Raw genomic sequence first — 25,484 nt, forward strand, 5'->3', positions numbered from 1 at the left:
CCCAGCCCGGCATCACCGTCCTGGCCCATGAAGTCGGCGCGCTGCCACGGCAGCGCGCATCGGTGCGGCATCAGCGGATGCCGAAGGTCGAGCGCCATTTGTCGACGATGGCCGTCTGACGCTCCGGCGTCAGGATCTTCTCGCCATCGACGACATTGCTGAGTGCAGAGGTCGCCGGCAGCTTGCTCAGCGGCGGTGCGCCCTTGCGGGTGACGGAGAGGCCGCAATAGGTCTGGAGATGGATCTGGCCCTGCTCCGTCATCAGCCAGTTCAGGAAGACCTTTCCAGCATTGGGATTCGGAGCCTTGGCAGCGACGAAAGCCTTGTTGGCGGACAGGGTCGTACCCGATTTCGGATAGATGAAGCCGATGGGAGCGCCGTCCTCCAGCAGCGGGTTGAGCGGAAGGTCCGTCAACTCGGCGACGCGCACGTCACCACGCACCACGGCCTGGATGATGCCGCCCGAGCCCTCGAAGAAGCGGACCTCGTTGGCCTTCAGCCGCTCCGGCGCATCCTTGATGCCGATATCCTCCCAGAAGGCGCAGATCTGCTGGATCGAGACCGAACGCCAGGGCGGATTCATGCCGACGCGGCCCTTCCATTTCGGGTCGAGGAGGTCGGCCCAATCCTTCGGGGCATCGGCGGGGCGGACCTGCGCCTTGTTCCAGATGATGCATTCGCGCGCATGCTGGATGGTGAAAAGGCGATTGTCCTCGTTGTACTCCGGCGCGAAATTGCCGATTTCCGGCGGCGTCCACTGCGCCGCCCAGCCGTTCTTCATGCCCTCCCCGATCCGCTCGTCCGGGAAGGTGACGAGCACGTCGCAAAGGTTGCGGCCGGCGACGAACTCGGTCTGGAAGCGCTCGATGAGCGGGTTGCTGCCGAGGCGGATCTGCTCGGTCTGAATGCCCGGATTGGCGTCGCGGAACTTCTGCAGCAGCGGCTCGATGCCGTTCGGCTGCCAGTTGTTGTAGATGACGACCTTGCCTTCCTTCTTCGCGGCGGCCATGTCGAGCCCCGCCTGCTGGGCTCGCGCGGCTCCTATCGCGGCAAGCGAGGCTGCGCCTGCGAGAACTGCGCGGCGCGTCGGCTTGATGCCGGAACAACCATGATCGGCCATGACGTCTTCTCCCGTGCTTTGACGCGCCTCTGCCGGGCGCTCTGGGGCAACTCTCGCCCGCCAATGTGTAAACTGTCAACAGTTGACTTTTTAATGCCGCGACGGATAGGTGAAGCGGATCGGAGCGACCCGACCGGTCGCGACAGCCCAGGGCCCCGCTTATGCTCAAGACCGTCGACACCGCACCGCCCAGCAGCGCCCGCCGCCGCCTTCGTCAGCGCATCGCCAAGCGGGACGCCTTCCTGCTGCCAGGCGCGGCCAATGCGCTTACGGCGCGCATCGTCGAGGATCTCGGCTACGAGGCCGTCTACCTGACCGGCGCAGGCTTCACGAACATGCAGCTCGGCATGCCCGATCTCGGCCTGCTTTCGGTGACGGAGCTGGCGGAGGCTGCCGCCCGCATCAGCGACGTGACGACGATCCCGCTCGTGGTCGACATCGACACCGGGTTCGGCAACGCGCTCAACGTCTACCGCACCGTGCATCTGCTGGAGCGCGCCGGCGCGGCCGCCCTGCAGATCGAGGACCAGATCTTTCCGAAGAAATGCGGTCACTTCTCCGGCAAGGGCGTGGTCCCGCTGCCGGAAATGCTGTCCAAGATCCATGCCGCGCTCGATGCGCGCCGCGACGACGACACCGTGATCATCGCGCGCACCGATGCCCGCGCCGTCGAGGGGCTCGACCGGGCGCTGGAGCGTGCCCACGCCATGGCCGAGGCCGGCGCGGACGTGATCTTCGTCGAAGCGCCGGAAGGGATCGAGGAGATGCGGGCCATCGGCCAGTTGCCGGCACCGCAACTCGTCAATGTCGTGATGGGTGGCAAGACCCCGATGCTGCCGCGCGAGGAGCTGGCGGCCATGGGCTTCTCCATCGCGCTCTACGCCAATGCCGCCCTCCAGGCGATGGTGCTTGCGGCGCAGGAGGTCCTGGGCTCGTTGCGGGACGTGGGGTCGCTGGCGGGCGCCGAGAACAGGCTGGCGAGCTTCGCCGAACGGCAACGCATCGTCGGCAAGCCGGAATTCGACGCGCTCGAGGCGCGCTACAAGGGCGCCTGAGAGCCGTTTCATCCGCCCTGTTCGCCCTCCCCGCCACGGTCGCGCTCCAGAGCGAGGATGCCGCGCCGGACATCGAGCGCGCCGAGGATATGCGCCCGGGCGAGCCGCTCGGCCGTGGCATCGTCGCGCTCGCAGATCGCCTTGATGATCGCAGCATGCTCGGCATGGGCGACCGCGGCGCGGCCGCTCGCCGCCAGCGTGGTGGGGCCGAGCAACGCAATCGCGTCGTGCAGGGCGTGGAGGCCCTTGACGAGGTAGCGGTTATGAGCCGCCGCATGGATGGCTTCGTGCAGCGCGCGGTTGTGCCGGTAGAGCGTCAACGGTTCGCCCGCGAGCGCCGCCTCCTGCTCCAGAAGCCGATTCAGCAATGCGATGTCGCGCGGGCTGGCATGGCGCGCGGCCATGGCGGCAGCCGTGCCCTCCACCGCCGCACGCATCTCGTAAAGCTCCTCGACCGCATCCTCGTCGAGCACCGATACGACCAGCCCCATCCGGGGCCTCAGATCGAGCAAGCCTTCGAGCTCGAGGCGCGACAGTGCCTGGCGGGTCGGCGTGCGGCTGATCCCGAGCAGTTGCGCGAGCTCGATCTCGCGCATCCTGCGGCCGGGCGGAAAGCGCCCCTCGACGATTTCCTTGCGCAGCGCCGCATAGGCGTAGTCCGCCGCGGAAGCGAACTGGTCTCTGTCGAGCAGCACGGCCTCGCTGTTCATGCCGATCTCCCATGGTTCCGACAGCCGGATCCGGCCTGCCTCCAGGGATCGGTAATCGCGCGGGAGCGTGACGAAAAGAGCCCGACGCCTCTTTCCACCGCGTGCAAATGCCCCTTCCCTGCCGCGAATCCGGCCTCGGGACGTAGCTGGCGCATCCGCGCAGGGCCGTGCTTCATCAAACGCATCGACAAGCAGATAACATTATTGTACGTGATTGTATACACTCGCATTCCAAGAGGAGACGCGCCATGCCCCAGGCTCGATTGAGAGCGACGTTCATGCGGGGCGGCACGTCGAAGGCGGTGGTGTTCAACCGTGCGGACCTGCCGGCCGATCCATCGGCATGGGATCCGATCTTCCTCGCCGTGATGGGTTCGCCCGATGGCAATGGCCGCCAACTCAACGGCATGGGCGGGGGCCTGTCCTCGGTCTCGAAGATCTGTGTGGTCGGCCCCCCAAGCCGGCCCGACGCGGACATCGACTACACCTTCGCGCAGATCGCGGTGAAGGAGGCCTCGGTCGACTACAGCGGCAATTGCGGCAACATGTCCTCTGCCATGGGGCCCTTCGCCGTGACGGAAGGGCTGGCAACCGCCCCGGCGGATGGCGAGGCGGTCGTCCGCATCCACAATACCAATACGGGCAAGGTGATCATCGCGCGCTTCCCCATGGCCGACGGCGAGCCTCAGACCGAGGGCGAGCTGGCGATCGACGGGGTCGCCGGAACCGGCGCTCCGGTCCGCCTCGAATTCATCGACCCGGGCGGAACCAAGACGGGCCGGCTCCTGCCCACGGGCCATGCCCGCGATCTTTTGTCCGTACCGGGGCTCGGCGAGGTCGAGGCCTCACTGGTCGACGCCGCGAACCCTTGTGTGTTCGTCGCGGCCTCGGCGCTCGGCAAGACAGGCAGCGAGCTGCCGGACGCGCTGGAACAGGATGACGTTTTCCTCGCACGCATGGAGGCCATCCGCCAGGCGGCTTCCGTCGCGATGGGCATCGCTCCCGACGCCGCGGCCGCCGGGCGGATACCGAGTGTGCCCAAGGTCGCGATGATCGCATCCCCCGCCGCGATGCCGACCTTGTCGGGCCGGACGATCGCGGCGGACGCGATGTCGCTGGCCATCCGCATGATCTCGATCGGCCAGCCTCACCGGGCCGTGCCGATCACCGGCGCAACCTGCCTGGCGATCGCCGTCCGCATCGAGGGGTCGCTGCCCCATGCGCTGGCCCGCGCGGATGAGGGGCCGATCACCGTCGCCCACCCTTCCGGGACGACCGTAGTGGACGCGCAGGTCGAGAATGCCGGCGACCCGGCCCGTGCCAGGGCAATCCACGGAGCCGTCTATCGCACGGCCCGGCGTCTGTTCGACGGGCAGGTCTACTATCAGCCGAGCCGCCTCGCGCAATCGGAAAGGCAGGCTGCAGAATGAACCTGACTGCTGCCTTCACAGACAGGCTGATCGGACTGGCCGAGGCGGGGCTGGACGGAACCGCCCGACAAGCCGCCAAGAACCTGGTGCTCGATGGCCTTGCGGTTGCGGCGCTCGGCGCAGGCGAAAAGGGGCCGTCGATCCTCGCCTCCGCCGCGCCGGCGACGCAGGGCGTGGACAGCGCCACCCTGATCGGCCGGGCCAAGCGTACGGCACCGGCGGATGCGGCTCGGATCAACGGCGCGGCCATGCATGTGCTCGATTTCGAACCGATGTGGAATCCGGCCAACCACGCCCTCTCGACAACACTGCCCGCTCTGCTCGCCCTGGGCGAAGGCGAGGCGGCTCAGGCCGACGAGCCGCTGGGCGAACGGATTCTCTCCGCGCTCGCGCTAGGCATCGAGACCCAGGAGAGGCTGCGGCTGGCGTCCGGGCAGTTCGAGCCGGGCGAACTGGTGTTTCACCCGCCTGGCGCCGTTGGACCGCTCGGCAGCGCGGTCGCCTGCGGACTGCTGCTGAATCTCGATGCCAGCCATCTGCAGCATGCCCTCGCGATAGCGGCCTCGCGGGCCAGCGGCGTGCAGGCGAATATCGGCAGCATGACCAAGGCACTGCATTGCGGACAGGCGGCAGCCTCCGGGCTGGAGAGCGCACTCCTGGCCGCCCGAGGCTTCACCGCGGACGCCGACGCACTCGGCAATCCGCGCGGTTATGGGCGTGCGTTCTTCGGCGAAAAATTCAGGCCGGAGGAGCTCCTGCGCGCATATGAGGTCCTGCAGATCGTTCGGCCGGGCCCGGCCTACAAGCTCTATCCGAGCCAGTACGGCACCCATTTCGTGATCACGGCCGCGCTTGCGGCGCGCGAGAAGCTGCCTGCCGGAGCCCAGATCGAGCGCGTCGTCATCCATAGCCCGCCGATGGACTATGTCGACCGGCCCGCCCCCGCCAGCGGCCTCGCCGGGAAATTCAGCTTCCAGTATACGGCCGCGATCGCCCTGCTGGATGGCGCCGTGACCGTGGCGAGCTTCACCGATGAGCGGCGGTTCGCTCCCGATGTCGTTGCCCTGCTCGACCGGATCGTCATCGTTCCGGACCCGAGCCGGCAGGGGCGCTTCGACGCCATGACGTTGCGCATCGATGTCGACCACGCCGGTGGCACCGTGCAGGGCAACTGCGACGGCCCCCCGGGGATCTGGGGCAAGCCCGTCTCCGGCCAGTGCATCCGGACGAAAGCGATCGACTGCCTGACGGCCGCGCTCGGCCCGGATGCCGCCGAGCAGGCCGCCTCGATCTGCGACGGCTTCGAGACGCTCGATCGGGACGGGCTGATGCGCCTCATGGGTATGCTCGCCGGAAAGGAACGCGGGGCCAGGGCGGCATGACGGCGGAGACCGGGACCACGACGCTGGCGGAACGGCGGGTCGGAAATCTCGACCTTTTCCTCGCCTTTTCCGGCATCAGCATCATGGGTTTCGGCGGCGTCCTGCCCTGGGTGCGCTGGATGATCGTCGAGCGCAAGGGCTGGCTCGACGAGGACGAGTTCGTCAACGCCCTTTCGCTCTGCCAGATCCTGCCGGGCGGCAATGTCATGAACATCGCGGTCTATATCGGCGCCCGGTTCGGCGGACTTTCCGGCGCGATTTCGGCCTTCGCCGGCCTGCTGCTCGCGCCCTGCCTGATCGTGCTCGGACTGGGGGGCCTCTACCAGGCTTTTGGCCACCTGCCGGCCGTGCAAGGCATGTTCCGCGGCGCGGCCGCCTGCGCGGCGGGCCTCATTCTCGGAATGGGTTTGCGCATGGCCTGGCGCTATCGCCGCGACGGTCGGGCCCTATCGATCATGGCCGTGACCATCCTCGCGATGGTCTGGCTCAAGCTGCCGCTCCTTCTGATCCTGGCGACCGTCCTGCCCGCGAGCCTCGCGCTCGCCTGGACCGCGAGGCCGCGGTGAGCGACCGGCCCGTCCTCTTCGATCTGAGCTGGCAGTTCGCGGCACTGTCGCTCATGTCGATCGGCGGCATCATCGCCGTGGTGCCGGAGATGCACGCCGCCGTGGTCGAGCGCCATCAATGGATGGCCGCGCAGGATTTCGTGACGCTGTTCGCCCTGGCCCAGGCCGCGCCCGGACCGAACGTGATCGTCGTCACCCTGATCGGCTGGCGGGTGGCCGGCGGGCTCGGCGCCCTGATCGCGACCGTCGCAGTGTCGACGCCCTCCTTCCTCATCACCTATACCGCCTCCCGGGTCTGGCGCAGCGTGAACGGCCGCGTCTGGTACCGTGTCTGCGAGCGCGGCATGGCGCCCGTGACCATCGGCCTCATCCTGTCGAGTGGCCTGCTGCTCTCCAGGGTGGCCGTCGAGCATTGGGGCGCCCTTGCCGTCACGGCGCTGACGGTGCTGGCATTGCTGAAATGGCGAAACAGCCCGCTGATCGCCCTCGCCTGCTCGGCACTGGCCGGGCTCGCCGGCCTCGTGTGAGCCGATGGCGTCCCACAGGCCTGAATCCGAGCAACGGTACAGGTCCAGCGGTTGCGGAAGCTCACCGGCGAGATCACGCTGCCGCAGCCACCGATGTGAAACGAGAGATCGACGCGCCTCCTTCGGAGCGTCGCAACCGGGAGAAGCACCTTGGACCGCCTGTCTGCGATCAAATCCGCCCTCGGCCCGGCACCCACCGCCGTCCGGCAGGCTCTTTCCCCGCAAGGCCACCTGCGCGCCGGTATCAACCTCTCGAATTTCCTGCTCGTTTCGAGCCGCGCGGCGAATGGCGACCCACAGGGCGTGTCGCCCGACATGGCGGCTGCCCTCGGACATTGCCTTGAGCTGCCGGTCGCCTATGTGCCCTATGCCTCGCCGGGTCTTGTTGCCGATGCCGCGGAGCGCGGCGAATGGGATGTCGCCCTGCTCGGAGCCGAAGCTCAACGCGCCGCCGTCATCGACTTCACGGCCCCCTATAGCGAGATCGAGGCGACCTATCTCGTGCCGGCCGGCTCGCCGCTCGCGGACATCTCGGAGGTCGACAAGCCGGGCCGGCGCATCGCCGTGGCCGGGCGCACAGCCTATGGGCTCTGGCTCGAGCGGAACATCGCGCATGCAGAACTCGTAATCGGCGACGGTTTCGATGGAGCGTTCAAGCTGTTCACGACGGAGAAGCTCGACGCCCTGGCCGGGTTGCGGCCGAAGCTGATCGAGGACGTCGCGCAGCTTCCAGGCTCGCGCATGCTGCCCGGCCGCTTCATGGCAGTGCAGCAGGCGCTGGGCACGCCGAAGGCGGCCGGCGTCGCGATCGATTACCTCCAGAAATTCGTGGCGCAGGCGATCGAAACCGGCTTCGTGGCCGAGCTCATCGCGCGGCATCGCGTCGTGGGGTTATCGCCGGCGAAGAGCCGAAACGCGTGACCTCCGCGGTTCCGTGAAGCATCTCGCACCCAAGTTGCGGACAGGGCCTTACCTATAACTCCTGGGAATGATCCGTCGCCGATTTCGACTTGGACAGCCTGGAACCTTGCCGGCCATCATCTGGCCAACCAAAAGCGAGGGGTTCACGGAATGCGGAATTTTGCTCTCGGGCTTGCCGGCACGATGCTGGTTGCCCTCCTGCCCATCGAAGGATTCGCGCAGGAGGCGGTCCTGCGTGTCAGCACCGGAGGGGCGAACGTCTCGACCCTCGACGCTCACCGCGCCAGCGCCACCGACGATGTCGCCGTGGTGAGCTGGATCTATAACGGCCTTGTCCGCTTCAAGCCCGGCAGCGCCAGCCCCGCGGATATCGAGCCCGATCTCGCCGAGCGCTGGGAAACCTCGCCCGACGGCAAGGTCTGGACCTTCCACCTGCGCAAGGGCGTCAAGTTCCAGGGCGATTGGGGGACGCTCGATGCCGACGACGTTGTCTATTCGCTCCAGCGCGCGGCCGATCCGAAGCGCTCGACCTTCTCGTCGGACTTCGCAGCAGTGGAGAAGATCGAGAAGCTCGACGACCTGACCGTCCGCGTCACGCTGAAATACCCGGACGTCAATTTTCTCGGCCGGGTATCGAATTATCACGGCGGCAACATCGTCAGCCGCAAGGCGGCCGAGGAGCTGAGCGACCGTTTCGGGGCCCAGCCCGTCGGGACCGGCCCGTTTGCCTTCGTCGAGCAAGTGACGCAGCAATATGTGAAGCTTGCCGCCAACCCCAACTACTTCCGGGGCAAGCCCAAGATCGACACGATCATGGTCCGTGTCATCCCATCCGACAGCGCGCGCGAGCTGGCCTTCTCCTCTGGTGAGCTCGACCTGATGTATGCCAAGCGCGAGCAGCGCTGGGTCGATGCCGCACGCAAGCGCTCCGGCTTCAACGTCGATATCTTCCAGCCCGGCGAATACCGGATCCTGCATATCAACCAGAGCGTTCCGCCGCTCAACGACATCCGCGTGCGGCAGGCCATCGCGGCGGCGATCAATGTCGACGATCTCGTGCGCTATGTCGGCAAGGATGTCGGCCCCAAGGGCTGCTCGGTCGTGCCGCCGGGCTATCTCGGCGAGGATTGCTCGGTCCGCTACAGCTTCGATCTCGCCAAGGCCAAGGCCCTGCTCGCCGAGGCCGGCCACAAGGACGGCATCACGATCAAGGCGATCGTCTCGAACGTCTCGGCGCAGCAGCCGATCATGGAAATCATCCAGGCCCAGCTCGCCAAGGCCGGCATCAAGCTCGACATGCAGGTGGTCGATCACGCCACCTATCAGAGCCAGACGCGCAAGGACCTGAGCGGCGTGGTCTTCTACGGCGCGGCGCGCTTCCCGATCGCGGACACCTATCTCAGCGAGTTCTTCCACTCGCGTGCTACGGTCAATACGCCGACCGCCGCGACGAACTTCTCCCATTGCGCGGTCGCGGACAAGGAGATCGAGCAGGCCCGCACAGCGGCTGATGCCGAGACGCAGAAGTCGCTCTGGAAGGAAGCCCAGCGGAAGATCATGGAGGATGTCTGCGCCGTCCCACTCTTCGAGCTGCGGCAGGTCTGGGCCCATAGCAACCGGCTGAACTACGGCTATGAGCTGAAGGGCTCGCTGAACCTCGCGCCACCGATCACCGAGGCGACCACGCTGGGCGCACGCTGATCCCGGCGCGGTCCCGCGCCATCTTTCGAAACCTTCGCCGGCGGCGCTAACGCGCTGCCGGCGCGGTCATTCCGGCGCGAGGATCGTCCGCGAGATCTCGGCTGCCGCTTCCCGGGCGCCATCCAGGAACGCAGTGACGAGCCGGGTGTTGCGGCCGTCGCGGATATGGCAGAGCTGATAGTCGAGCTGAATCGCCGGCTCGAACCGTCGTATGGCGAGCTGGCCCCTCATGCCGGCAACGGCCGAGGGGTGCACCAGCGACACGCCGACACCGGCGGCGACGAACTCGCAGAGCGACGGCGAAACGCTCACCACCATGGCGACATCCGGCACCACGCCATGGGCTTCGAACACCTGCCCGATGCGCCGGCTCGTGAAGCTCTCCGGATCGAAGGAGACGAAGGCGGTGCCGTCGAGGTCCTCGGGCGTGATCACGCTCTTCTCCGCCAGCGGATGCTCCAGTGGCAGGATGCAGACGACGGGGTGGGCCATCAGCCGCTCGGTCGCGATGTAAGGGTTGTCGATCGGCGTGACGGTGAAGCCCACGTCGAGCTTCCGCGTGACAAGCCCATCGGCGATCCATTGCGAGCTGCGCGACTGCACCGAGCAGAAGACTCCCGGCTGCTGCGCGCGGAAACGCATGGTCGCCTGCCGAATGAAGGAGCCGGAGAGCGCCGGCATGACGCCGATCAGCAACCGGCTCTGTTCATCGCGCCGGATCGCCTCCACCGCATTCTCGACCTGACGCACACCCGCGAAGATCCGGTCGATTTCCTCGTAGAGTCGCATTCCGCGCCGGGTCAGCACCAGCCGGCCCTTCACCCGGTCGAACAGCCGCAGCGCCGTGTCCTCCTCGAGGTGGGCGATCAGCTTGCTCATAGCCGGCTGCGAGATGTTCATCATCTCGGCAGCCCGGCTCACCGTTCCGTATTCGATCACCGCCTTGAAGGCCTCGATCTGACGCAAATTGAGCCGCCGCACGATTGCATAACCCTGAGGAATAATGTCGAGAGAAAAACGACTTTGACGAAATACAACATGGCTCCCTAACGTCGAAGCCGGCAAGGGGATTTCGCGTGCGGCCAGACATCATCGTCATCGGAGGGGGAACAGTCGGCGCCGCCATCGCCTATGGGCTGGCCAGCCGGCGGGAGAAGGTGCTGCTTCTCGACGGCGACGATGGCGATTTCCGCGCCGCGCGAGCGAATTTCGGCCTGGTCTGGCTGCAGGGCAAAGGCCTCGGCATGCCAGCGTATCAGGCTCTGACGCACGACAGCATCGCGCGCTGGAGCGGCTTTCGCGACGTACTCGAAACCGGGACCGGAATCGGCCTGCATTACCAGCAGGACGGCGGCCTCGCCTTCTGCCTGGGCGAGGACGCCTTCGAAGAGCGCCGCCTCGAACTCACGCGCCTGCACAACCAGTTTGCCGGAGGCGAACCCGATTGGGAGATGCTCGACCGGCCGTCGCTGGAGCGGCTCATGCCGAAGGTCACCTTCGGCCCCCGCATATCGGGCGCGAGCTTCGGCCGGCGGGACGGCCACTGCAACCCGCTGCGGCTGCTCGCGGCGCTGCATGGCAGCATCCTGCGGCACGGCGGCGCCATCCAGCATAAGGCGCGTGTCGAGCGCATCGAGCCTGTCGGCCGGGATTTCCAGCTTTTTCTCGACGGTGAGACCCTGGTCGCATCGCGGATCGTGATCGCAGCCGGCCTGGGTTCGCCTGCCCTCGCCCGTCAACTGGGTCTCGATGTGCCGGTTCGACCGGAACGGGGACAGGTGCTCGTTACCGAGCGCCTCGCACCCTTCCTGCCGCTGCCGGCGAGCGGCCTGCGCCAGACGGAGGAAGGCACCGTGATGATCGGCGCGACCAAGGATCACAGCGGCTTCGACGCGTCGACCACGACGCAAGCCTCCGCCTGGCTGAGCCGCAAGACCGTCGACATCGTGCCCGCCCTGGCTGGCGCGCGGCTTGTCCGGCACTGGGCAGGGCTGAGGATCATGACGCCCGACGGCTATCCGATCTACACCCAGTCAGAGACCCATCCCGGTGCCTTCGTCGCGCTTTGCCATTCGGGCGTGACGCTTGCCGCCTTCCACGCCGAGGCCCTGGCCGAGGCGATCGCCGCGGGTTCCCTGCCGGACACGCTCTCTCCCTTCCACCAGAGTCGTTTCGATGTTCCGCAAGCTGCATGATCCGGGGCCGGCCGCCGTGACGGTCCATATCGACGGGCTGCCCGTCATCGCCGAGGCCGGCGAAAGCGTCGCGGCGGTGCTGCTGCGCCAGGCCGAGGGCTGGAGCCGGACCACGCCGGTCTCGCAGAGCCGGCGCGCACCCTACTGCATGATGGGCGTCTGCTTCGAATGCCTCGTCGAGGTCGACGGCTGCGGCTCCGTACAGGGATGCCTGACACCCGTGCGGGACGGCATGCGCATCGTTCGCCAGCAGGGACGCAGGAGCCTTTCGGCATGAGCGAAGATCATACGGACCTCCTGATCGTGGGCGCAGGGCCGGCCGGCATGGCCGCCGCCGTTACCGCCCGCAGGCATGGCCTCACCGTGCGGATCGTCGACGATCAGCCGGCACCGGGCGGCCAGATCTGGCGCGGCATCGAGACCGTCGCCGCCTCGCCCAGGCTGGCGCGCCTCGGCCAGGCCTATCGCGCAGGCGTCGATCGGGCCGCGGCTTTCCGGGCCTGCGGCGCACTCTATGAACCGCAGAGCCAGCTCTGGCAGATCGAGCCGGGTTTCCGCGCCTTCCTGACGCGCGACGGCCAGGCACGCAGCGTCACGGCCACCACGGTCATCCTCGCCACGGGCGCGCAGGAGCGGCCCGTCCCCTTCCCCGGCTGGACGCTGCCGGGCGTGCTGACTGTCGGCGCGGCGCAGATCCTGCTCAAGACGGCGGATTCCGTGCCGGAGAAGCCGGTCTGGATCGCCGGCTGCGGACCGCTGCCGCTGCTCTACATGACCCAGCTGCTCGCGGCTGGCGGCAAGATCGCGGGTTTCCTCGACACCACGCCGAAGGGTCGCCTCGGCGCAGCGCTGCGCCATCTGCCGGGCGGGTTCGGACGGATCGGCGACCTCGCCAAAGGGCTGTCGTGGTCGCTGGCCTTGAGGCGCGCCGGCTTCCCGATCGTTCGCCATGTAACGGAAATGCGCGCCGAGGGTGATGGACGCCTCCAGCGACTGCGCTACCGAACCGCGGATGGACGCGAGGGCGAAACCGCCGCCGAGGTGCTGCTCGTCCATGAAGGCGTCGTGCCGAACATTCACGCGCCGCTGGCGTTCGGCTGCGCGGTGCGGTGGGATGCCGGCCAGCATTGCCAGGTGCCGGTGCTCGACGCCTGGGGCGAGACCTCGCAAGCCAATATCTTCGTCGCGGGCGACGGGGCCGGCATCGGCGGCGCCGAAGCGGCCGAGCCACGGGGGCGGCTCGCGGCACTGCGCGTCGCGATGCGGCTCGGAAAGCTCGGCGAAGCGGTCGCTGCAACCGCCGCCCGCACGGAACAGGCAACGCTGGCGCGCGCGCTTGCCCTGCGCCCCTTCCTCGACGCTCTCTACGCGCCGCGCCGGGAGGTCTTCGCGCCTGCCGACGAGACGCTTGTCTGCCGCTGCGAAGAGGTGACGGCGGGCGAATTGCGGAAACGGGCCGTGCAGGGGCAGCCGGGCCCGAACCAGCTGAAGGCCTTCACGCGCGCGGGGATGGGCCCCTGCCAGGGCCGGCAATGCGGCTACACCATGGCCCATATCGTGGCCGCAGCGCAGAATCGTCCCGTCGCGGATGTCGGCTTCTATCGTATCCGCCCGCCGCTGAAGCCGGTGACTTTGGGCGAGCTGGCCAGCCTCGATGAGAGGAAGCCGGCGGCATGAATGTCGAAGCATTCGACGTCGCCGTGATCGGCGGCGGCTTGCATGGCCTGTCGGCGGCGCTGCATCTGGCGCGCCGCGGCCGGCGTGTCGTCGTGATCGAGCGGCGCTGGACCGGCCGGCATGCCTCGGGTGCGACGGCAGCCGGCGTGCGGACGCTCGGCCGCGACGTCGCCGAGGTTCCGATCTCGCTCGAAGCGATGGAAATGTGGCATCGCATCGTCTCGATCGTCGGCGACGATTGCGGCTTCCATGCTCACGGGCAGCTCCGGATCGCGGAGCGGGACGAGCACATGCCGGATCTGCTCCAACGTGAGGCGCGCATGCGCGCGCTCGGCTACGCTCATGAGGAAATGATCGACGCCGCCGAGCTGCGGCGCCTCGTTCCGGCGCTCAGCCCGCATTGCGTCGGCGCGCTTGTCGCGCGAAACGACGGCGCGGCCGATCCGCACCGGACCATCCTCGCCTTCCGCCGCTCCTGCGAGGCCGCAGGTGTCGTCATCGTCGAGGACTGCGGCATCGAAGCGGTCGACCGGGAGAAGGCGGACTGGTTCCTCGCCTGCGGCGCGCGGCGCTTCCGGGCCCCGGCCATCGTCAATGCAGCCGGCGCCTGGGGAGCCCGGGTCGCGGCCTTGTTCGGGGACGAGATCACGCTTGGCGTCCGCGCCTCGATGATGATCGTGACGGAGCGCCTGGCGCCGCTGATCGAGCCTGTCGTCAGCGTCGTCGGCCGGGCGCTGTCCTTCAAGCAATCGGACCAGGGCACGCTCGTCATCGGCGGTGGCCTGCAGGGCGCTGCCGATCTCGACCGCGAGCGCAGCACGGTGAATTTCACCGAGCTAGCCAAGGGCGCACGCGCGACCAGCGACCTCTTTCCCGTCGTTCGCGGGGTGCGGATCGCCCGCTGCTGGACCGGGATCGAGGCGCAGACGCGCGACCACCTGCCGGTGATCGGCGCCTCGCCGCAGGCCCCCGGCCTGTTCCATGTCTTCGGCTTCTCGGGACATGGCTTCCAGCTCGTTCCAGTCGTCGGCGCCATTCTCTCCGATCTCGTCATCGAAGGCAGTACAAGGCGCGAAATCGCAGCCTTCGCGCCGCAGCGCCTGATGCAGGAAAGGGCCGCGGCATGACGAGCTACGTTCTCCGGCGCATCCTCCTCGCCATTCCGACACTGCTCGTGATGCTGACGGCGATCTTCGTGCTGGTCCGGCTCGTGCCGGGCGACCCCGCCTCGGTCATCCTGGGCGACCAGGCCAGCGCCGCCGCGCTCGCGGCGCTGAGGGAGAAGCTCGGGCTCGATCAGCCGATCTATGCCCAGTATCTCGCCTTCATCGGAAAGGTGCTGACCGGCGATCTCGGCCAGTCGCTCAGCACGGGCCACAGCGTCATCCGGGAGGTGCTGCTCGTCCTGCCCTCCACCATCGAACTGACCGTCGCGGCGGTCGCGATCGGCCTCGTCTTAGGCCTGCCGCTCGGCGTGGCGGCCGCACTCTCCCGCAATGGCTGGGTCGACTATGTCTCGCGCGTCGTCTCGCTGGTCGGCCTGTCCTTCCCGGCCTTCGTTTCCGGCATCCTCATGCTGATCGTCTTCGCGATCCAGCTCGGCTGGTTTCCCGTCCTCGGCAATGCCAGCGGCTCCGGCGATCTGGCGAGCCGGCTGCATGCGCTGGCGCTGCCGGCGCTCAACCTCGGCATCATCATGACGGCCTATGTGATGCGCGTGACGCGCGCCGCGATGCTGGGCGTGCTGACGGAGGATTATATCCGCACCGCCCGCGCCAAGGGCGTGGGGCCTGGCCAGCTCGTCACGACGCATGCGCTGCGCAACAGCCTGATCCCGATCATCACGGTGGTCGGGCTCTATTTCGGCACGCTGATCGGCAACTCCGTCCTGACCGAGATCATCTTCAACCGGCCGGGCCTGGGCAAGCTCATCATCGGCGCTCTCAACGCCCGCGACTACACGCTGCTGCAGGGGCTGATGATCATCTTCGCCATCTGCGTGATCGTCGTGAACACACTGACCGACCTGGCTTACGGCCTCGTGGACCCGAGGGTGAAGTACACATGAGCGAAGCGGCCACCAGCACCGTCGAGCTGCGCCCGGGCGGCCTCTGGCTCGCCTTCGCGTATAACAAGCTGGCGTGGGTCGGGCTCGTCCTGCTCGTCCTCATCGTCCTCGTCGCGATCCTCGCGCCCTGGCTCGCGCCCCATGACCCACTGGAGCAGAACATCGTGGCGCGGCTCGAGCCGCCTTCGGCCGAGTTCTGGCTCGGCACCGATTCCTACGGCCGGGATGTGCTCTCGCGGCTGATCTACGGGGCGCGAATCTCACTCTTCGTCGGCTTCGTCGCCATTCTCATCGCCATGCTGGTCGGCACGACGATCGGCGTCATCTCCGGCTATATCGGCGGCGTGTTCGACCAGTTCGTCATGGGCGTGCTCGACGTGCTGCTCGCCTTCCCGACCCTGCTGCTCGGCCTGATGATCGCGGCGATGCTTGGGGCGAGCCTGGAGAATCTCATCATCGCGATCGCGGTGACCGAAATCGCGCCCTTCGCCCGCGTCGCCCGGGCGCCGACCATCACGCTGCGGCAGCGCGATTTCGTCGAGGCCAGCCGGTCCTATGGCTGCGGTCCGTTCAGGATCATGACGCGCCACATCCTGCCCAACATGCTCTCCGATGTCGTGGTGATGAGCTCGCTCTGGCTCGCTTCAGCCATCCGGACCGAAGCCTCGCTCAGCTTCATCGGGCTCGGCGTGCCGCCCCCGACCGCCACCTGGGGCAGCATGATCCGCGAGGGCTTCGAGAACATTCTCGACGCCTGGTGGCTGGCCGTCTTCCCAAGCCTTGCGATCCTGGCGACGGTGCTCGCCCTCAATCTGCTCGGAGATGCCCTGCGCGACGCCTCGGACCCGAAATCCCGCTCGCGGTGAGGTGCAGCGTCAGCCTTCCGGCGAAAAGCTGGGGCTGCCATAGGGATAGTAGTCTGTCAGGGACAGGTTTTCGTAAGGCAGCGCGTCGAGATGAACGGTCCCCATGAAGGGTTCCGGCGGCTCGACCAGAAGGATGGTGGGGGCAAAGCCGCTATCGTCGAAGCCCCGGCGGAAATGGACGCGGGACTTGATCGCGATCACATCGAAATCCTCGGGCTGAAGTCCGAGCTGCCAAAGCTCCGACGGCTCGATGATCTGGACGAGGTAGGGGCTGAGCACCAGCACATTGCCCTTGCCGAAATCGACGCAGATCCAGTCCTTGCCGTTGCCACGCGCGGTTGTCGCCGGGCCGACGGATCGCAGCGTGCCGGAGATGCGGACGGGCGCGCCGGCCGATTCATCGAACAGGCCGCCGATCTCCGCATCGAACGCATCGCCCGGCTTTGCGCCGGACTCGACCACGGAACGGATCGCCTCGGGCGAGGCGATCGTCGCGATCAGCGTGCGTTCGAGCTTCTGCGTGACAATCTCCTGCAGGAGCCAGGTGGCATAGCCCGAGCGGTCACTGTAATCGGCGAGCAGGACAGGGCCCCTGCCCTCGGCCACGGCCTGGCGGGCCAGCGCGACAGCCTCCTTCGTCGAGAAGATCTTGACAGTGTCCAGCAGCGCCTCGCGTCGCCGCCAGACCCATTCCGCCATGTCGCGGATGACGCGTTCGGCGAGGCCCGGATCGCCGTTGGTCAGTACCTGCAGCGACATGCCCGCATCGGGGACGTCAGACCAGGGGAAGCCGAAAAAGACATTGACGAAGACATCGGGCTCGCGCGCCTCCCAGATCAGCGCGCGCTGGATCAGATCGGACCAGGGCGAGGCGCCCGTCCACATCACCACGGTCGGCGCGATGATCGGGATGCGCAGGGTGCGATGCACCGGCTTGAAGCTGCCACGGATCGCCCGGACCAGCATGCGCGCCGCGCGCTCGCCCTGCAGATGCATGTCGTAATGCGGGAAATATTTCACGCAGAACGCCATGTCGGCATGGGCGAGGAAGTTCTCGTCCTCATTGCCATGGGGATCGAAGGTCGCGGTGATGAAGGTCTTCTTGCCCACCACCTCACGGACGCGCCGGGCGATGTCCGCTTCCGGCCGCGGCACGCCGCGCACCGCGAGCGCGCCGTGGAGCGCGAGATAGACGCCGTCGAGGTCAGGCCGCGCCTTCAATTCCGCGATCATGATGCCCATGAAATGCTCATAGGCATCCTCTGTCACCCAGCCCGAACCCGTTCCGGTCCGTGGCCAGAGCGGCGAGGTGATGCCGATCAGCTCGACATCCTCGAACTCGCGAGCGACCTGGACGAAACCGCCCATGTAGCCCTTGGGATCGGTGGCGAGGAGCGCTTCGCCGGAGGCCGGGGAGCCGGGGTAGATGAAGTCCTCCCGCGTCGTGTCGTTGGGAAGGAAAGTCACCGTCTCATGAGCGAACTGGAGAACGGCGATACGGATCTTGGAATGTGTCACAGCGGCCTGACGTCGTAGAATTGGGCGAATCCGATGCGCATGCCGGCGATGCCGCGATAGGCCGTCTTTTCGTAATAGGCGCCAAGCGGGATGTAGGGCACGTCGATGAAGAACTGCTTCTGAATTTCGGCGCAGATGGCCTTCTGGGCCGCGAGATCCTTGGCGGCGAACCAATCGAGCCGCAACTCTTCGAGGCGCGGCGATTTCGGCCAGCCGAACCAGGCCTGATCGCCATTGCCGCGAATGCCGAGCTGGCTGGCCGGATCGAAATTGTTGGTGCCGTTGAGATAGGTGAAAAAGATGTTCCAGCCGCCCTTGTCGATCGGCTGCCGGCTGGAACGGCGCTGGACGACCGTGCCCCAGTCGGTCGAGGCCAGCTCGACATTCATCCCGGATTTCTGCAAGGCATCGGCCGCCACTGCGGCAAGCGCGTGGGTCGATGGATAATCGGTCGGGTCGAGCAGGACGATCCGTTCGCCCCTGTAGCCGGCCGCCTCCAGCGCATGCTTGACGGCGGCGAAGTCACGCTTGCCGACCAGCACCTCGGTTCCAGCCGTCGTCGCCATCGGGGTATCCGGGCTGAAGACGCCGACATGATCCTTCCAGAGCGAGCGCTCGTCGCCGGCGACTGCCGTCATGCACTCGACCTGGTCGATGGCGCCGAGCAGTGCCCGCCTGATGGCCGGATTGTCGAATGGAGGATGCAGCGCGTTGAAGCGGAGGCACCCGATGCCGCCGGCCGGATCCAGAACCTCCAGCTTGAGGTTTGGGTTGCCCTTGAGAATGCCCTGGAGGTCCGGCGTCGGATTCTGCCACCAATCGACCTCGCCCGTGCTCAGCGCGCTCGCGGCTGTCGACGGATCGGGAATGATGCGCCATTCGATCCGGTCGAAATGAACGTTCTTCGGGCCTGCCGTGAAGGTGGCGGAGCCATCCCCGCGTGGCACATAGCCTGAAAACTTCTCATAGACGGTCAGCGCGCCAGGGACGCGCTCATCGGCCTTGAAGCGGAACGGCCCACTGCCGACCATCTCCGTAACCTGCTTGTTGGGGTCCGTGACCGCGAAGCGCTCCGGCATGATGCAGGGCATCGACGTGCCGGTCTTGCCGAGCGCGGCCGGCAGCAAGGGAAAAGGCCGCTTCAGCCGAAACTTCACGACACGATCGGATTCGGCCGACAACTCGTCGGTGGCGTCCATCAAGGCACGGCCGAAGGCATCGCGGGCGGAGAAGCGGCGCACGCTCGGCACGACGTCCTGCGCCCGCACCGGTTCGCCATCGTGGAAGCGCAGCCCCTCGCGCAGGGTCAGCCGCCAGAGCTTGCCATCGTCTTCGACCGTATGGCCGGCAACCATCTGGGGCTCGAATTGATAATTGGCGTTCTGGCCGTAAAGCGTGTCGAAAACCAGATAGCCGTGGTTGCGCGTCACCGTCGCGGTCGTCCAGACCGGGTCAACGATCGCGACATCCGACTCGGGAATGAATTTCAGCACCTTCGCGCGTTGCGCGAGGCTTGGCTTTGCAATCGCGGAGACCGCGGCGCCAGCAGCGACACCCAGAAATGTCCGACGCTTCATGCCGTGAACCCTCCGCTGAGGAGATGGGACAGCAGCACGCACGGCGTCGCCACGGTCCCAATCCATCGATCCTAGAATGGTGGAAATGACCGACGCAAGCGGCCCGCCGCGCTTCTCGAGCAGGATCGATCTCCCTGAAATGTTGCGTGCTTCTTGGACGCCTGCTCCGGGCGCATGAATAGGTTGCTCAATCCGGGCATTGAGATCGAGGCTGGGAGGCCCATATCCCGGTAGCGGTTGACGATCGCTCCGCTTTCTCCTCCCGGCGGACCCGATCGTTCCGTTCCCCTCGAGACTTTTGGCTGCATGCTAAGGGTTTCTCCTTGGCCGGCTCCTCTCCAGGACGCCGGCCTTTTTTCTTGACCCGTATCGTTCTCAACGGAGCGATATTCCGTGACGAAATTCGGTATACCAGCCGCGCTCTCCACGATTCTGGCCTTGCTGCGCGTGCGACTTTGAACACCGAACCCGTTTCCTCGACCGCTCATTCCCGCGGTGCCTTGTTCGTCTTCGCCGCGACCGTCGCCTGGAGCGCCAGCGGCATCTATGCGCGCTTGCTCACGACGGATGCCTGGACGGCCATCGCCTGGCGATCGCTGTTTGCCGCGATTTTCCTGATCGTCCCCATGGTCATGTTCGGTGGGGTGAAAACGCGGCGGGAATGGAAAAGGGCATTCAGGCCCGCCGGCCTCGCGATGATCGCGTGCCAGACCATCAGCCAGGCCGCCTTCATTGGCGCCTATTACACGACCAGCGTGGCAAACGTCGCCGTCATCTACGCGACCGCCCCCTTCATCGCCGCACTTCTCGGTTGGTTGCTGCTGAAGGAGCCTGTCACATGGCGCACGATGTCGACGGGGCTCGTTTGCCTGATCGGCGTCGTCATCATCATCTCTTCGTCCGTGGGAGCCGGACGGATCACCGGCGACTTGCTCGCCCTGCTGATGACGGCCACATTCGCCGTGGTGATCGTCGTTCCGAGGCTCGATCCGGAACTTCCAGCGATGCCGCCGATCTTCATCAGTGCGATTCTCACCTTCCTGCTGTTCGTACCGTTCAGCTCCGGAGGGTCGCTCGATGCCCATAACTGGCTGGTGCTGGCAGCCTTCGGAGCCACGAACTTTTCCATCGCGCTGGTGCTCTTCATCATCGGTGCCAGGCATCTGCCGCCGGCGGAATCGGCCCTGATCGGCACGACCGAAATCGTGATGACCCCGGTCTGGGTCTGGATCCTGTTCTCGGAGCGACCGCCAGTCGCGACGCTCATCGGCGGAGCGGTGATATTTGCGGCGGTGGTCTGGTACACCGTCACCGAGCTCCGGCGCGGCAAGGCCTGATACAGCTCGATCACGGCCGCCACAGTGGCCGGTTGCATCTCTCTGCCTTCGGCCGCACGTTAGCAAAAGCCGGCTGGCGGCAAGGGAATCGGGGTTTTGGCCACCGGTGCAACACGACGTCCCCGGTCATTGAACCCTGCTTCCGCCCAAATTTTTCGATCGAACAGAGATCCGGATCAGAGTTATTCGGGGCCGAATTTGAATTTTCAGTAACAATCTCTCTCGCGACTGCTTCGTCTATAGGAAGTAATATTTTCATCGAGGGAGTGACGGAAACGTCAAATAGCCACAATGTCTCGCTAATGAGGTTCCATCGACCGAGTTAATCGGCTGGCGACGCCGCGACAGAGCCTCGCCCACTTCGCACTCTTTCGACATCGAATGCCGCTCGACGGCGCCTCGCCGCGAGCATTCCGCTCAGCGGCCTTACAGGTTGCGCGGGCAGACCGCGCGCCACTGGAAAGATATGAACAACAAGACCCAAGACAAATACCAGAAGACGCAGCAAAACGCTGCATCGGCTCCCCGGCCGTTGCCTCCGAAATCATCGCCGGACTGGAAGCCGCAAGCCTGCGGCCTTTCCCGTGAGGAATTGCGCGAAATCGTCGCGCAGATCATGGGGTGAGGAGGACGCCATGAAACTCAGTGATCGCAAACCGCCAAATCGCGACAGGCGCACGCCGCCGACGAGAGGGTCGGGCCCCGACATTCGGACGCGCTTTGATCGCGCTCTGGCCCTCGGCCGTGGATATGAAGCGGTCGGCGACAAAGTCGAAGCCGAACGCTTCTACCAGCAGGCCGATCACTATCGCCGCCTGCTGAACGACCAAGCTGCGTGAGAGCACCGCGCCGGCTCATTGGACCACCGGAATCCGAGGAGCAGCTGAGAGAAAGACTCCAGCAGTGCCACCAAAGTCCGAAGGTCCGCTTTCGGCCCGGGGAGCTTGAACCACCTCGGACGCATGATGAAATCAAGGGCAGGCCGGCCATCGGGCGAAGGAACGGTCGCTTGCTGAGATAAGCCAGGGCCTGATTGTGCAAAGCGCAACCCGTTGCGCCTTTCTTCAGGCCTGGCGGACTAAGCCCGTCCTGAAGGCGCTCCAGAATGAGCGACTGATGTTTCGCCCTGCGCATGGCGCCCCGGCGACCGGGAGGACCAGCGTTTCGGGCGGCATGAGGCAGAAACCCTCAAGGGGCCTCGCAGGTCGTCACGATTATTCCGAGAAGCCCGCGCCGCAACGGCATGGTGATGCGTTTCCAGAAGCAGCCGCCCGCTCGCGCGAGGCCTGCGGCTGCTGGGGCGCCACCAGATCGAGGCTCGGCATGCGCGAACTCAATCCCAAACGGCCTGCCGTTCTGTTGGGGTCAGCGTCCTCGGGGGGAACGCTCGCGGCCATGCGCCACCTCGACAGCTACGGTGTCGGCGTCAACATCATCGCCGATCACACCTTCTGCGCGGCCGGATGGTCGCACTGTGCGGCGCACCACTACAAGGGACCGGTCGAGAGCGACAGCATCGGCTACCTCGCCCGCCTGCTCGCGATCGGAAAAGCCGATCCCGGGCAGGTGCTGCTGCCGACATCCGACGAACTGGTCTGGCTTTACACCTCCAACGCCTCGCTGCTGGCGCGCTATTTCCGCCTGTATCAACCCTCGCTGGAGACCATCAAGCGCATCCTCGACAAGGCTCTGCTCGAAAAGGCCGCGACGACCGCCGGGCTTGCGGTCCTGCCGAGCTGGGACCCGCAGAGCCTGGACGAACTCGCCGAACTGGCACCGCGTCTTCCCTATCCGGTCCTGATCAAGCCACGGACCCATGTCCATCGCCTGCGGAACGACAAGGGCGTCGTCGTGCATTCGCCGGACGAGCTTGCAGCGGAATATCCGCGCTTTCTCGCCCGAGAGCGATACCGCTTCGACGACACGCCCCGTGCACCCAACGCGGTGCGCCCGGTGATCCAGCAATTCGTCGAGATCGGGCGCGAAGGCGTGATCTCCATTTCCGGCTTCATCGGGCGCAGCGCAGACGTGTTCGTGACCCGGCGCTCGACCAAGATCCTCCAGCGGTCGCGACCGGTCGGGGTCGGCGTATGTTACGAGTCCTGTCCTGCAGACCCCGCCTTGTCGGAGGCGGTCTACCGTCTTTGCCGCGAGCTCGGCTATTTCGGGCTATTCGAAGTCGAGTTCATCCTGCACGACGGCGCCTGGGCGATCATCGATTTCAACCCGCGCCTGTTCAACCAGATCGGTCTAGACCTGCGCCGCGGATTGCCCCTGCCGATGCTGGCCTATCTCGACGCACTGGGCGAAACGGACGCTTTGCATACGCTCGCCGCCACGGCAGGCCGGGAGAATCCTGCCGAAAAGGTCGTGTTCTGCGATAATTTCACCCTTCACGCGATCCTGCTGGCGCAGGCGCTATGCATGCGGGCCCGCCTCAAGGATCTCGCACATTGGCAGAGCTGGGCTCGGCAAAACCGCGCGCACATGGTCCACTTCGCGTCGGATCACAGTGACCCGATGCCGGGTATCATCCACATTCTGTCCGAGCTCTATCTCGGGTTCCGAGCCGCGCCGCGGTTCGTGCGGACCATGCTCCCGTCCTCTCCCCTTGTCGCGCGCGGGCTGTGACGATGAGCAAGCAACTCGTGGCGATCATCGGTGGTGGACCTTACGGGCTCTCGCTGGCGAGCCATCTCGCGGCCCGCAATGTCGCGCACCGGATTTTCGGCCGGCCCATGGCCTTCTGGAGCCAGATCGCCCGGGCCGGGTCGCGGCGCTATCTCAAATCCTATTGCTTCGGGACGAACATCTCGTCGCCGCATCCGGGCGCGACCTTCGCCGACTACAACGCGCCACGTGGCCTGGAAACGTTCGAGCCCTGCTCCATCGCGAATTTCGCCGCCTACGGCCTGTGGTTTCAAGAGCAACAGGTCGACTGGATCGAGCCCGTCGATGTCGCGAACGTCACCCGGCGGGGCCAGGGATATCTCCTGACGCTCGACAATGGCGAGGTGGTCGAGGCATCGGACGTCATCATTGCCACGGGACTCGCGAATTTCGCGAAGATGCCGCACGCCTTGCGGGCGTTGCCCGGCACCGTCGCCACGCACAGCGCCAAGGTCGACAGCTTCGCCGCCTTCCAGGGGCTCGAAGTCGCCGTCATCGGCTCCGGCCAATCCGCTCTCGAAGCCGCCGCGCTGCTCCATGAGGCCGGCGCATCGCCGCGCTTGCTGATCCGCAAACCATCGACCTTGTGGATGACCCGCGGAAGCCGCACGCCGACGCTCTGGCAACGGATTCGCTGGCCGATCTCCGCTTTGGGAGGCAGCCCCAAGGCATGGGCCCTGACGCAGCTGCCCGGTGCCTTCCACCGGCTGCCGGCCTGCGGGCGCGCGCTCCTCCTGAAGAACTTCCTGCCGCCCGAGGGGGCATGGTGGCTTCGCGAGCGTGTCGAAGCGCAAGTGCCGGTCGAGCACGATACGACCGTGATGGACGGGCGGCTGGTCGGCAACCGCGCGTCGCTCCGCCTGCAGGGAGGCGCCGGCGAGAAGGATCGCGAGCTGCTGGTCGACCGGGTGATCGCCGGCACGGGCTACGAGGTGAATGTGGAGCGCATTCCGTTTCTGGCGCCCGAATTGCGCAGCGCCGTTGCCCGGCACGGCTCGGCGCCGCGGCTCGATGCATCCTTCCAGTCCTCCGTCCCGGGCCTCCGCTTCGTCGGACCAGCATCGTCGATAAGCTTCGGCCCGGTGTTCCGCTTCGTCGCCGGCGCTGAATACACGGCCCGCACGATCGCGACGGCGTTGTCCCGAGCCGGCACGGCCCGCGCATGAACGCCGCTCATCTGCCGCTCATCGTCCTGCCGGGCGCAAGCGGCCACGCGCCGGATTGCGCGCCGTTCTGTGCCGACCCGTCCGACCGGGATCGTGTGGTCGCGCTGCGCTATCCCGCCTGGCAAGCCTATGCCGATGTCGGCTTTACCGCAGAGACGCTGGTCGAGGGACTTGCGACGGAAATCGCGGATCGCGTCCCGCAGGCGCCCGTGGTGCTGCTCGGCGTTTCGATCGGCGGCCATTTCGCCTATGCGACCGCGCTACGCCTCGAGAGCCTCGGCCACACCGTTGCGGGCCTGTGCATCATCGATTCCGGGAGCATCACGGCGACGCGATCGGCGCATTGGAAAGCACGCCATGTCTCGCATGCGGTCGATCTTCTCCGGCGTGGGCGCCCCGGCGCGGTTGCGCTCCACGCCCGGCAACTCGTCTGGCGTGGCCTGTTTCGCCTTGCCGGAGACGGATTGCCCACGCTTGCGCGAGACTACGCCCCGCCGCTTCGCGGAATCAGTTGGGCCGACCCGGCCTTTGCGGAAGAGCTGGGCATGCGGCTCCTGATCCGCGTCACCGCCCCGTGGATGCAAAGCCTCGACGATCGCGCCGCTCATCTGCGGGCGCCGACGGCTCTGCTACGTACCGGTGCGACGGCGGCGAACGACGCTCTTTGGCGCAAGCGCTGCCCCGGTCTTCGCATCATCGACCTTCCCGGCAACCATGAGACGCTGTTCGAAGCCGAGAACACCGCGGCGTTGCGCTCCGCCTTTCTAGCGGCGAGCGCAGAATGGAACGACGCAGGCGATACGTTCCATTGACGCGTCGGGATCGGCTCACGGCAACTGCTCAGCGGCTGCGGTAACGCGCGCTCTGCACGGCCGAGACCGCTCCCAGACGACGGGCAGACATCCGTTCCTGGCACTTTCCAAACGGAAATCGTGACGTAAGCTCCCGAAGTCACGCTCGGAATCAATGCCGGCGCTCCAGGGAACAGACGTCGGAAC

At 66.5% G+C, this 25,484-nt stretch carries 24 protein-coding genes; 19 read left to right on the forward strand and 5 right to left on the reverse strand.

Translation table 11 applies throughout. The features are described from left to right. Nucleotides 1–70: 70 nt before the first annotated feature. Nucleotides 71–1,120, reverse strand: coding sequence for an ABC transporter substrate-binding protein (locus tag CE453_RS18490; protein ID WP_089175906.1), 1,050 nt, complete (start codon nt 1,118–1,120; stop codon nt 71–73). A 161-nt stretch (nt 1,121–1,281) separates the two neighbouring features. Here CE453_RS18490 and CE453_RS18495 point away from each other — a divergent pair, with 161 nt between their 5' ends. Then, nucleotides 1,282–2,175: an isocitrate lyase/PEP mutase family protein gene (locus tag CE453_RS18495; protein ID WP_089175907.1), complete on the forward strand. Its 894-nt coding sequence runs from the start codon at nt 1,282–1,284 to the stop codon at nt 2,173–2,175. A gap of 8 nt (nt 2,176–2,183) precedes the next feature. On the opposite strand, the gene CE453_RS18500 is transcribed toward CE453_RS18495, so the two are convergent. Next, complete coding sequence (locus CE453_RS18500; protein WP_089175908.1) at nt 2,184–2,885, reverse strand: GntR family transcriptional regulator; 702 nt, start codon at nt 2,883–2,885, stop codon at nt 2,184–2,186. A gap of 248 nt (nt 2,886–3,133) precedes the next feature. Here CE453_RS18500 and CE453_RS18505 point away from each other — a divergent pair, with 248 nt between their 5' ends. From CE453_RS18505 to CE453_RS18530, 6 genes are all read left to right on the forward strand, one after another. Further along, nucleotides 3,134–4,315, forward strand: coding sequence for a 2-methylaconitate cis-trans isomerase PrpF family protein (locus tag CE453_RS18505; protein ID WP_089175909.1), 1,182 nt, complete (start codon nt 3,134–3,136; stop codon nt 4,313–4,315). After that, nucleotides 4,312–5,697, forward strand: a complete 1,386-nt coding sequence (locus CE453_RS18510) for an MmgE/PrpD family protein (protein WP_089175910.1) — start codon at nt 4,312–4,314, stop codon at nt 5,695–5,697. The genes CE453_RS18505 and CE453_RS18510 overlap by 4 nt, the downstream gene beginning before the upstream one ends. Then, nucleotides 5,694–6,263 (forward strand): chromate transporter, encoded by a 570-nt coding sequence (locus CE453_RS18515; protein ID WP_089175911.1) that lies wholly within the window; start codon nt 5,694–5,696, stop codon nt 6,261–6,263. Before CE453_RS18510 ends, CE453_RS18515 begins: the two co-directional genes overlap by 4 nt. After that, complete coding sequence (locus CE453_RS18520; RefSeq protein ID WP_089175912.1) at nt 6,260–6,790, forward strand: chromate transporter; 531 nt, start codon at nt 6,260–6,262, stop codon at nt 6,788–6,790. The genes CE453_RS18515 and CE453_RS18520 overlap by 4 nt, the downstream gene beginning before the upstream one ends. A 150-nt stretch (nt 6,791–6,940) precedes the next feature. After that, nucleotides 6,941–7,711 carry a transporter substrate-binding domain-containing protein gene (locus CE453_RS18525; protein WP_198302147.1) on the forward strand — a complete coding sequence of 257 codons (771 nt, stop codon included), beginning with the start codon at nt 6,941–6,943 and terminating at the stop codon, nt 7,709–7,711. Nucleotides 7,712–7,861: 150 nt separating this feature from the next. Continuing rightward, nucleotides 7,862–9,412, forward strand: coding sequence for an ABC transporter substrate-binding protein (locus CE453_RS18530; protein WP_198302148.1), 1,551 nt, complete (start codon nt 7,862–7,864; stop codon nt 9,410–9,412). Between the two features lie 66 nt (nt 9,413–9,478). Here CE453_RS18530 and CE453_RS18535 read toward each other — a convergent pair whose 3' ends face one another. Further along, on the reverse strand, nt 9,479–10,378 hold the full coding sequence (locus CE453_RS18535; protein ID WP_248307790.1) for a LysR substrate-binding domain-containing protein: 900 nt from the start codon (nt 10,376–10,378) through the stop codon (nt 9,479–9,481). 110 nt (nt 10,379–10,488) lie between these two features. Between CE453_RS18535 and CE453_RS18540 the strand changes: the two genes are divergently transcribed. The 6 genes from CE453_RS18540 to CE453_RS18565 are packed head-to-tail and all read left to right on the forward strand — an operon-like array spanning nt 10,489 to nt 16,218. Then, a complete protein-coding gene (locus tag CE453_RS18540; RefSeq protein WP_089175913.1) occupies nt 10,489–11,607 on the forward strand; it encodes an NAD(P)/FAD-dependent oxidoreductase in 1,119 nt (372 codons plus the stop codon). Continuing rightward, nucleotides 11,588–11,884 (forward strand): (2Fe-2S)-binding protein, encoded by a 297-nt coding sequence (locus CE453_RS18545; RefSeq protein WP_089175914.1) that lies wholly within the window; start codon nt 11,588–11,590, stop codon nt 11,882–11,884. The genes CE453_RS18540 and CE453_RS18545 overlap by 20 nt, the downstream gene beginning before the upstream one ends. After that, entirely contained in the window at nt 11,881–13,284 is a 1,404-nt protein-coding gene (locus CE453_RS18550; protein ID WP_089175915.1) for an FAD/NAD(P)-dependent oxidoreductase, read from the forward strand. Before CE453_RS18545 ends, CE453_RS18550 begins: the two co-directional genes overlap by 4 nt. Beyond that, nucleotides 13,281–14,411: an NAD(P)/FAD-dependent oxidoreductase gene (locus CE453_RS18555; protein ID WP_089175916.1), complete on the forward strand. Its 1,131-nt coding sequence runs from the start codon at nt 13,281–13,283 to the stop codon at nt 14,409–14,411. Before CE453_RS18550 ends, CE453_RS18555 begins: the two co-directional genes overlap by 4 nt. Then, nucleotides 14,408–15,352, forward strand: a complete 945-nt coding sequence (locus CE453_RS18560) for an ABC transporter permease (RefSeq protein ID WP_089175917.1) — start codon at nt 14,408–14,410, stop codon at nt 15,350–15,352. Before CE453_RS18555 ends, CE453_RS18560 begins: the two co-directional genes overlap by 4 nt. After that, nucleotides 15,349–16,218, forward strand: coding sequence for an ABC transporter permease (locus tag CE453_RS18565; protein ID WP_089175918.1), 870 nt, complete (start codon nt 15,349–15,351; stop codon nt 16,216–16,218). The genes CE453_RS18560 and CE453_RS18565 overlap by 4 nt, the downstream gene beginning before the upstream one ends. A 9-nt stretch (nt 16,219–16,227) precedes the next feature. On the opposite strand, the gene CE453_RS18570 is transcribed toward CE453_RS18565, so the two are convergent. Both CE453_RS18570 and CE453_RS18575 read right to left on the reverse strand, forming a co-directional pair. Then, nucleotides 16,228–17,736, reverse strand: a complete 1,509-nt coding sequence (locus CE453_RS18570; protein ID WP_248307791.1) for a M81 family metallopeptidase — start codon at nt 17,734–17,736, stop codon at nt 16,228–16,230. Continuing rightward, nucleotides 17,733–19,313 carry an ABC transporter substrate-binding protein gene (locus tag CE453_RS18575; protein ID WP_089175919.1) on the reverse strand — a complete coding sequence of 527 codons (1,581 nt, stop codon included), beginning with the start codon at nt 19,311–19,313 and terminating at the stop codon, nt 17,733–17,735. Before CE453_RS18575 ends, CE453_RS18570 begins: the two co-directional genes overlap by 4 nt. A 455-nt stretch (nt 19,314–19,768) precedes the next feature. Here CE453_RS18575 and CE453_RS18580 point away from each other — a divergent pair, with 455 nt between their 5' ends. The 6 genes from CE453_RS18580 to CE453_RS18600 all read left to right on the forward strand — a co-directional run bounded on the left by CE453_RS18580 (nt 19,769) and on the right by CE453_RS18600 (nt 25,298). Further along, nucleotides 19,769–20,650: a DMT family transporter gene (locus CE453_RS18580; protein WP_089175920.1), complete on the forward strand. Its 882-nt coding sequence runs from the start codon at nt 19,769–19,771 to the stop codon at nt 20,648–20,650. Nucleotides 20,651–21,116: 466 nt separating this feature from the next. After that, entirely contained in the window at nt 21,117–21,275 is a 159-nt protein-coding gene (locus CE453_RS28685; protein ID WP_157733093.1) for a hypothetical protein, read from the forward strand. A 10-nt stretch (nt 21,276–21,285) separates the two neighbouring features. Beyond that, nucleotides 21,286–21,489: a DUF4167 domain-containing protein gene (locus CE453_RS18585; RefSeq protein WP_089175921.1), complete on the forward strand. Its 204-nt coding sequence runs from the start codon at nt 21,286–21,288 to the stop codon at nt 21,487–21,489. A 556-nt stretch (nt 21,490–22,045) separates the two neighbouring features. Further along, nucleotides 22,046–23,281, forward strand: a complete 1,236-nt coding sequence (locus CE453_RS18590) for an ATP-grasp domain-containing protein (protein ID WP_248307792.1) — start codon at nt 22,046–22,048, stop codon at nt 23,279–23,281. 2 nt (nt 23,282–23,283) lie between these two features. After that, on the forward strand, nt 23,284–24,486 hold the full coding sequence (locus CE453_RS18595; protein WP_089178008.1) for an NAD(P)-binding domain-containing protein: 1,203 nt from the start codon (nt 23,284–23,286) through the stop codon (nt 24,484–24,486). Further along, a complete protein-coding gene (locus tag CE453_RS18600; protein WP_089175923.1) occupies nt 24,483–25,298 on the forward strand; it encodes a thioesterase domain-containing protein in 816 nt (271 codons plus the stop codon). The genes CE453_RS18595 and CE453_RS18600 overlap by 4 nt, the downstream gene beginning before the upstream one ends. The last annotated feature ends 186 nt before the right edge of the window (nt 25,299–25,484 follow it).

The organism is Bosea sp. AS-1, assembly GCF_002220095.1.
GTDB lineage: Bacteria > Pseudomonadota > Alphaproteobacteria > Rhizobiales > Beijerinckiaceae > Allobosea.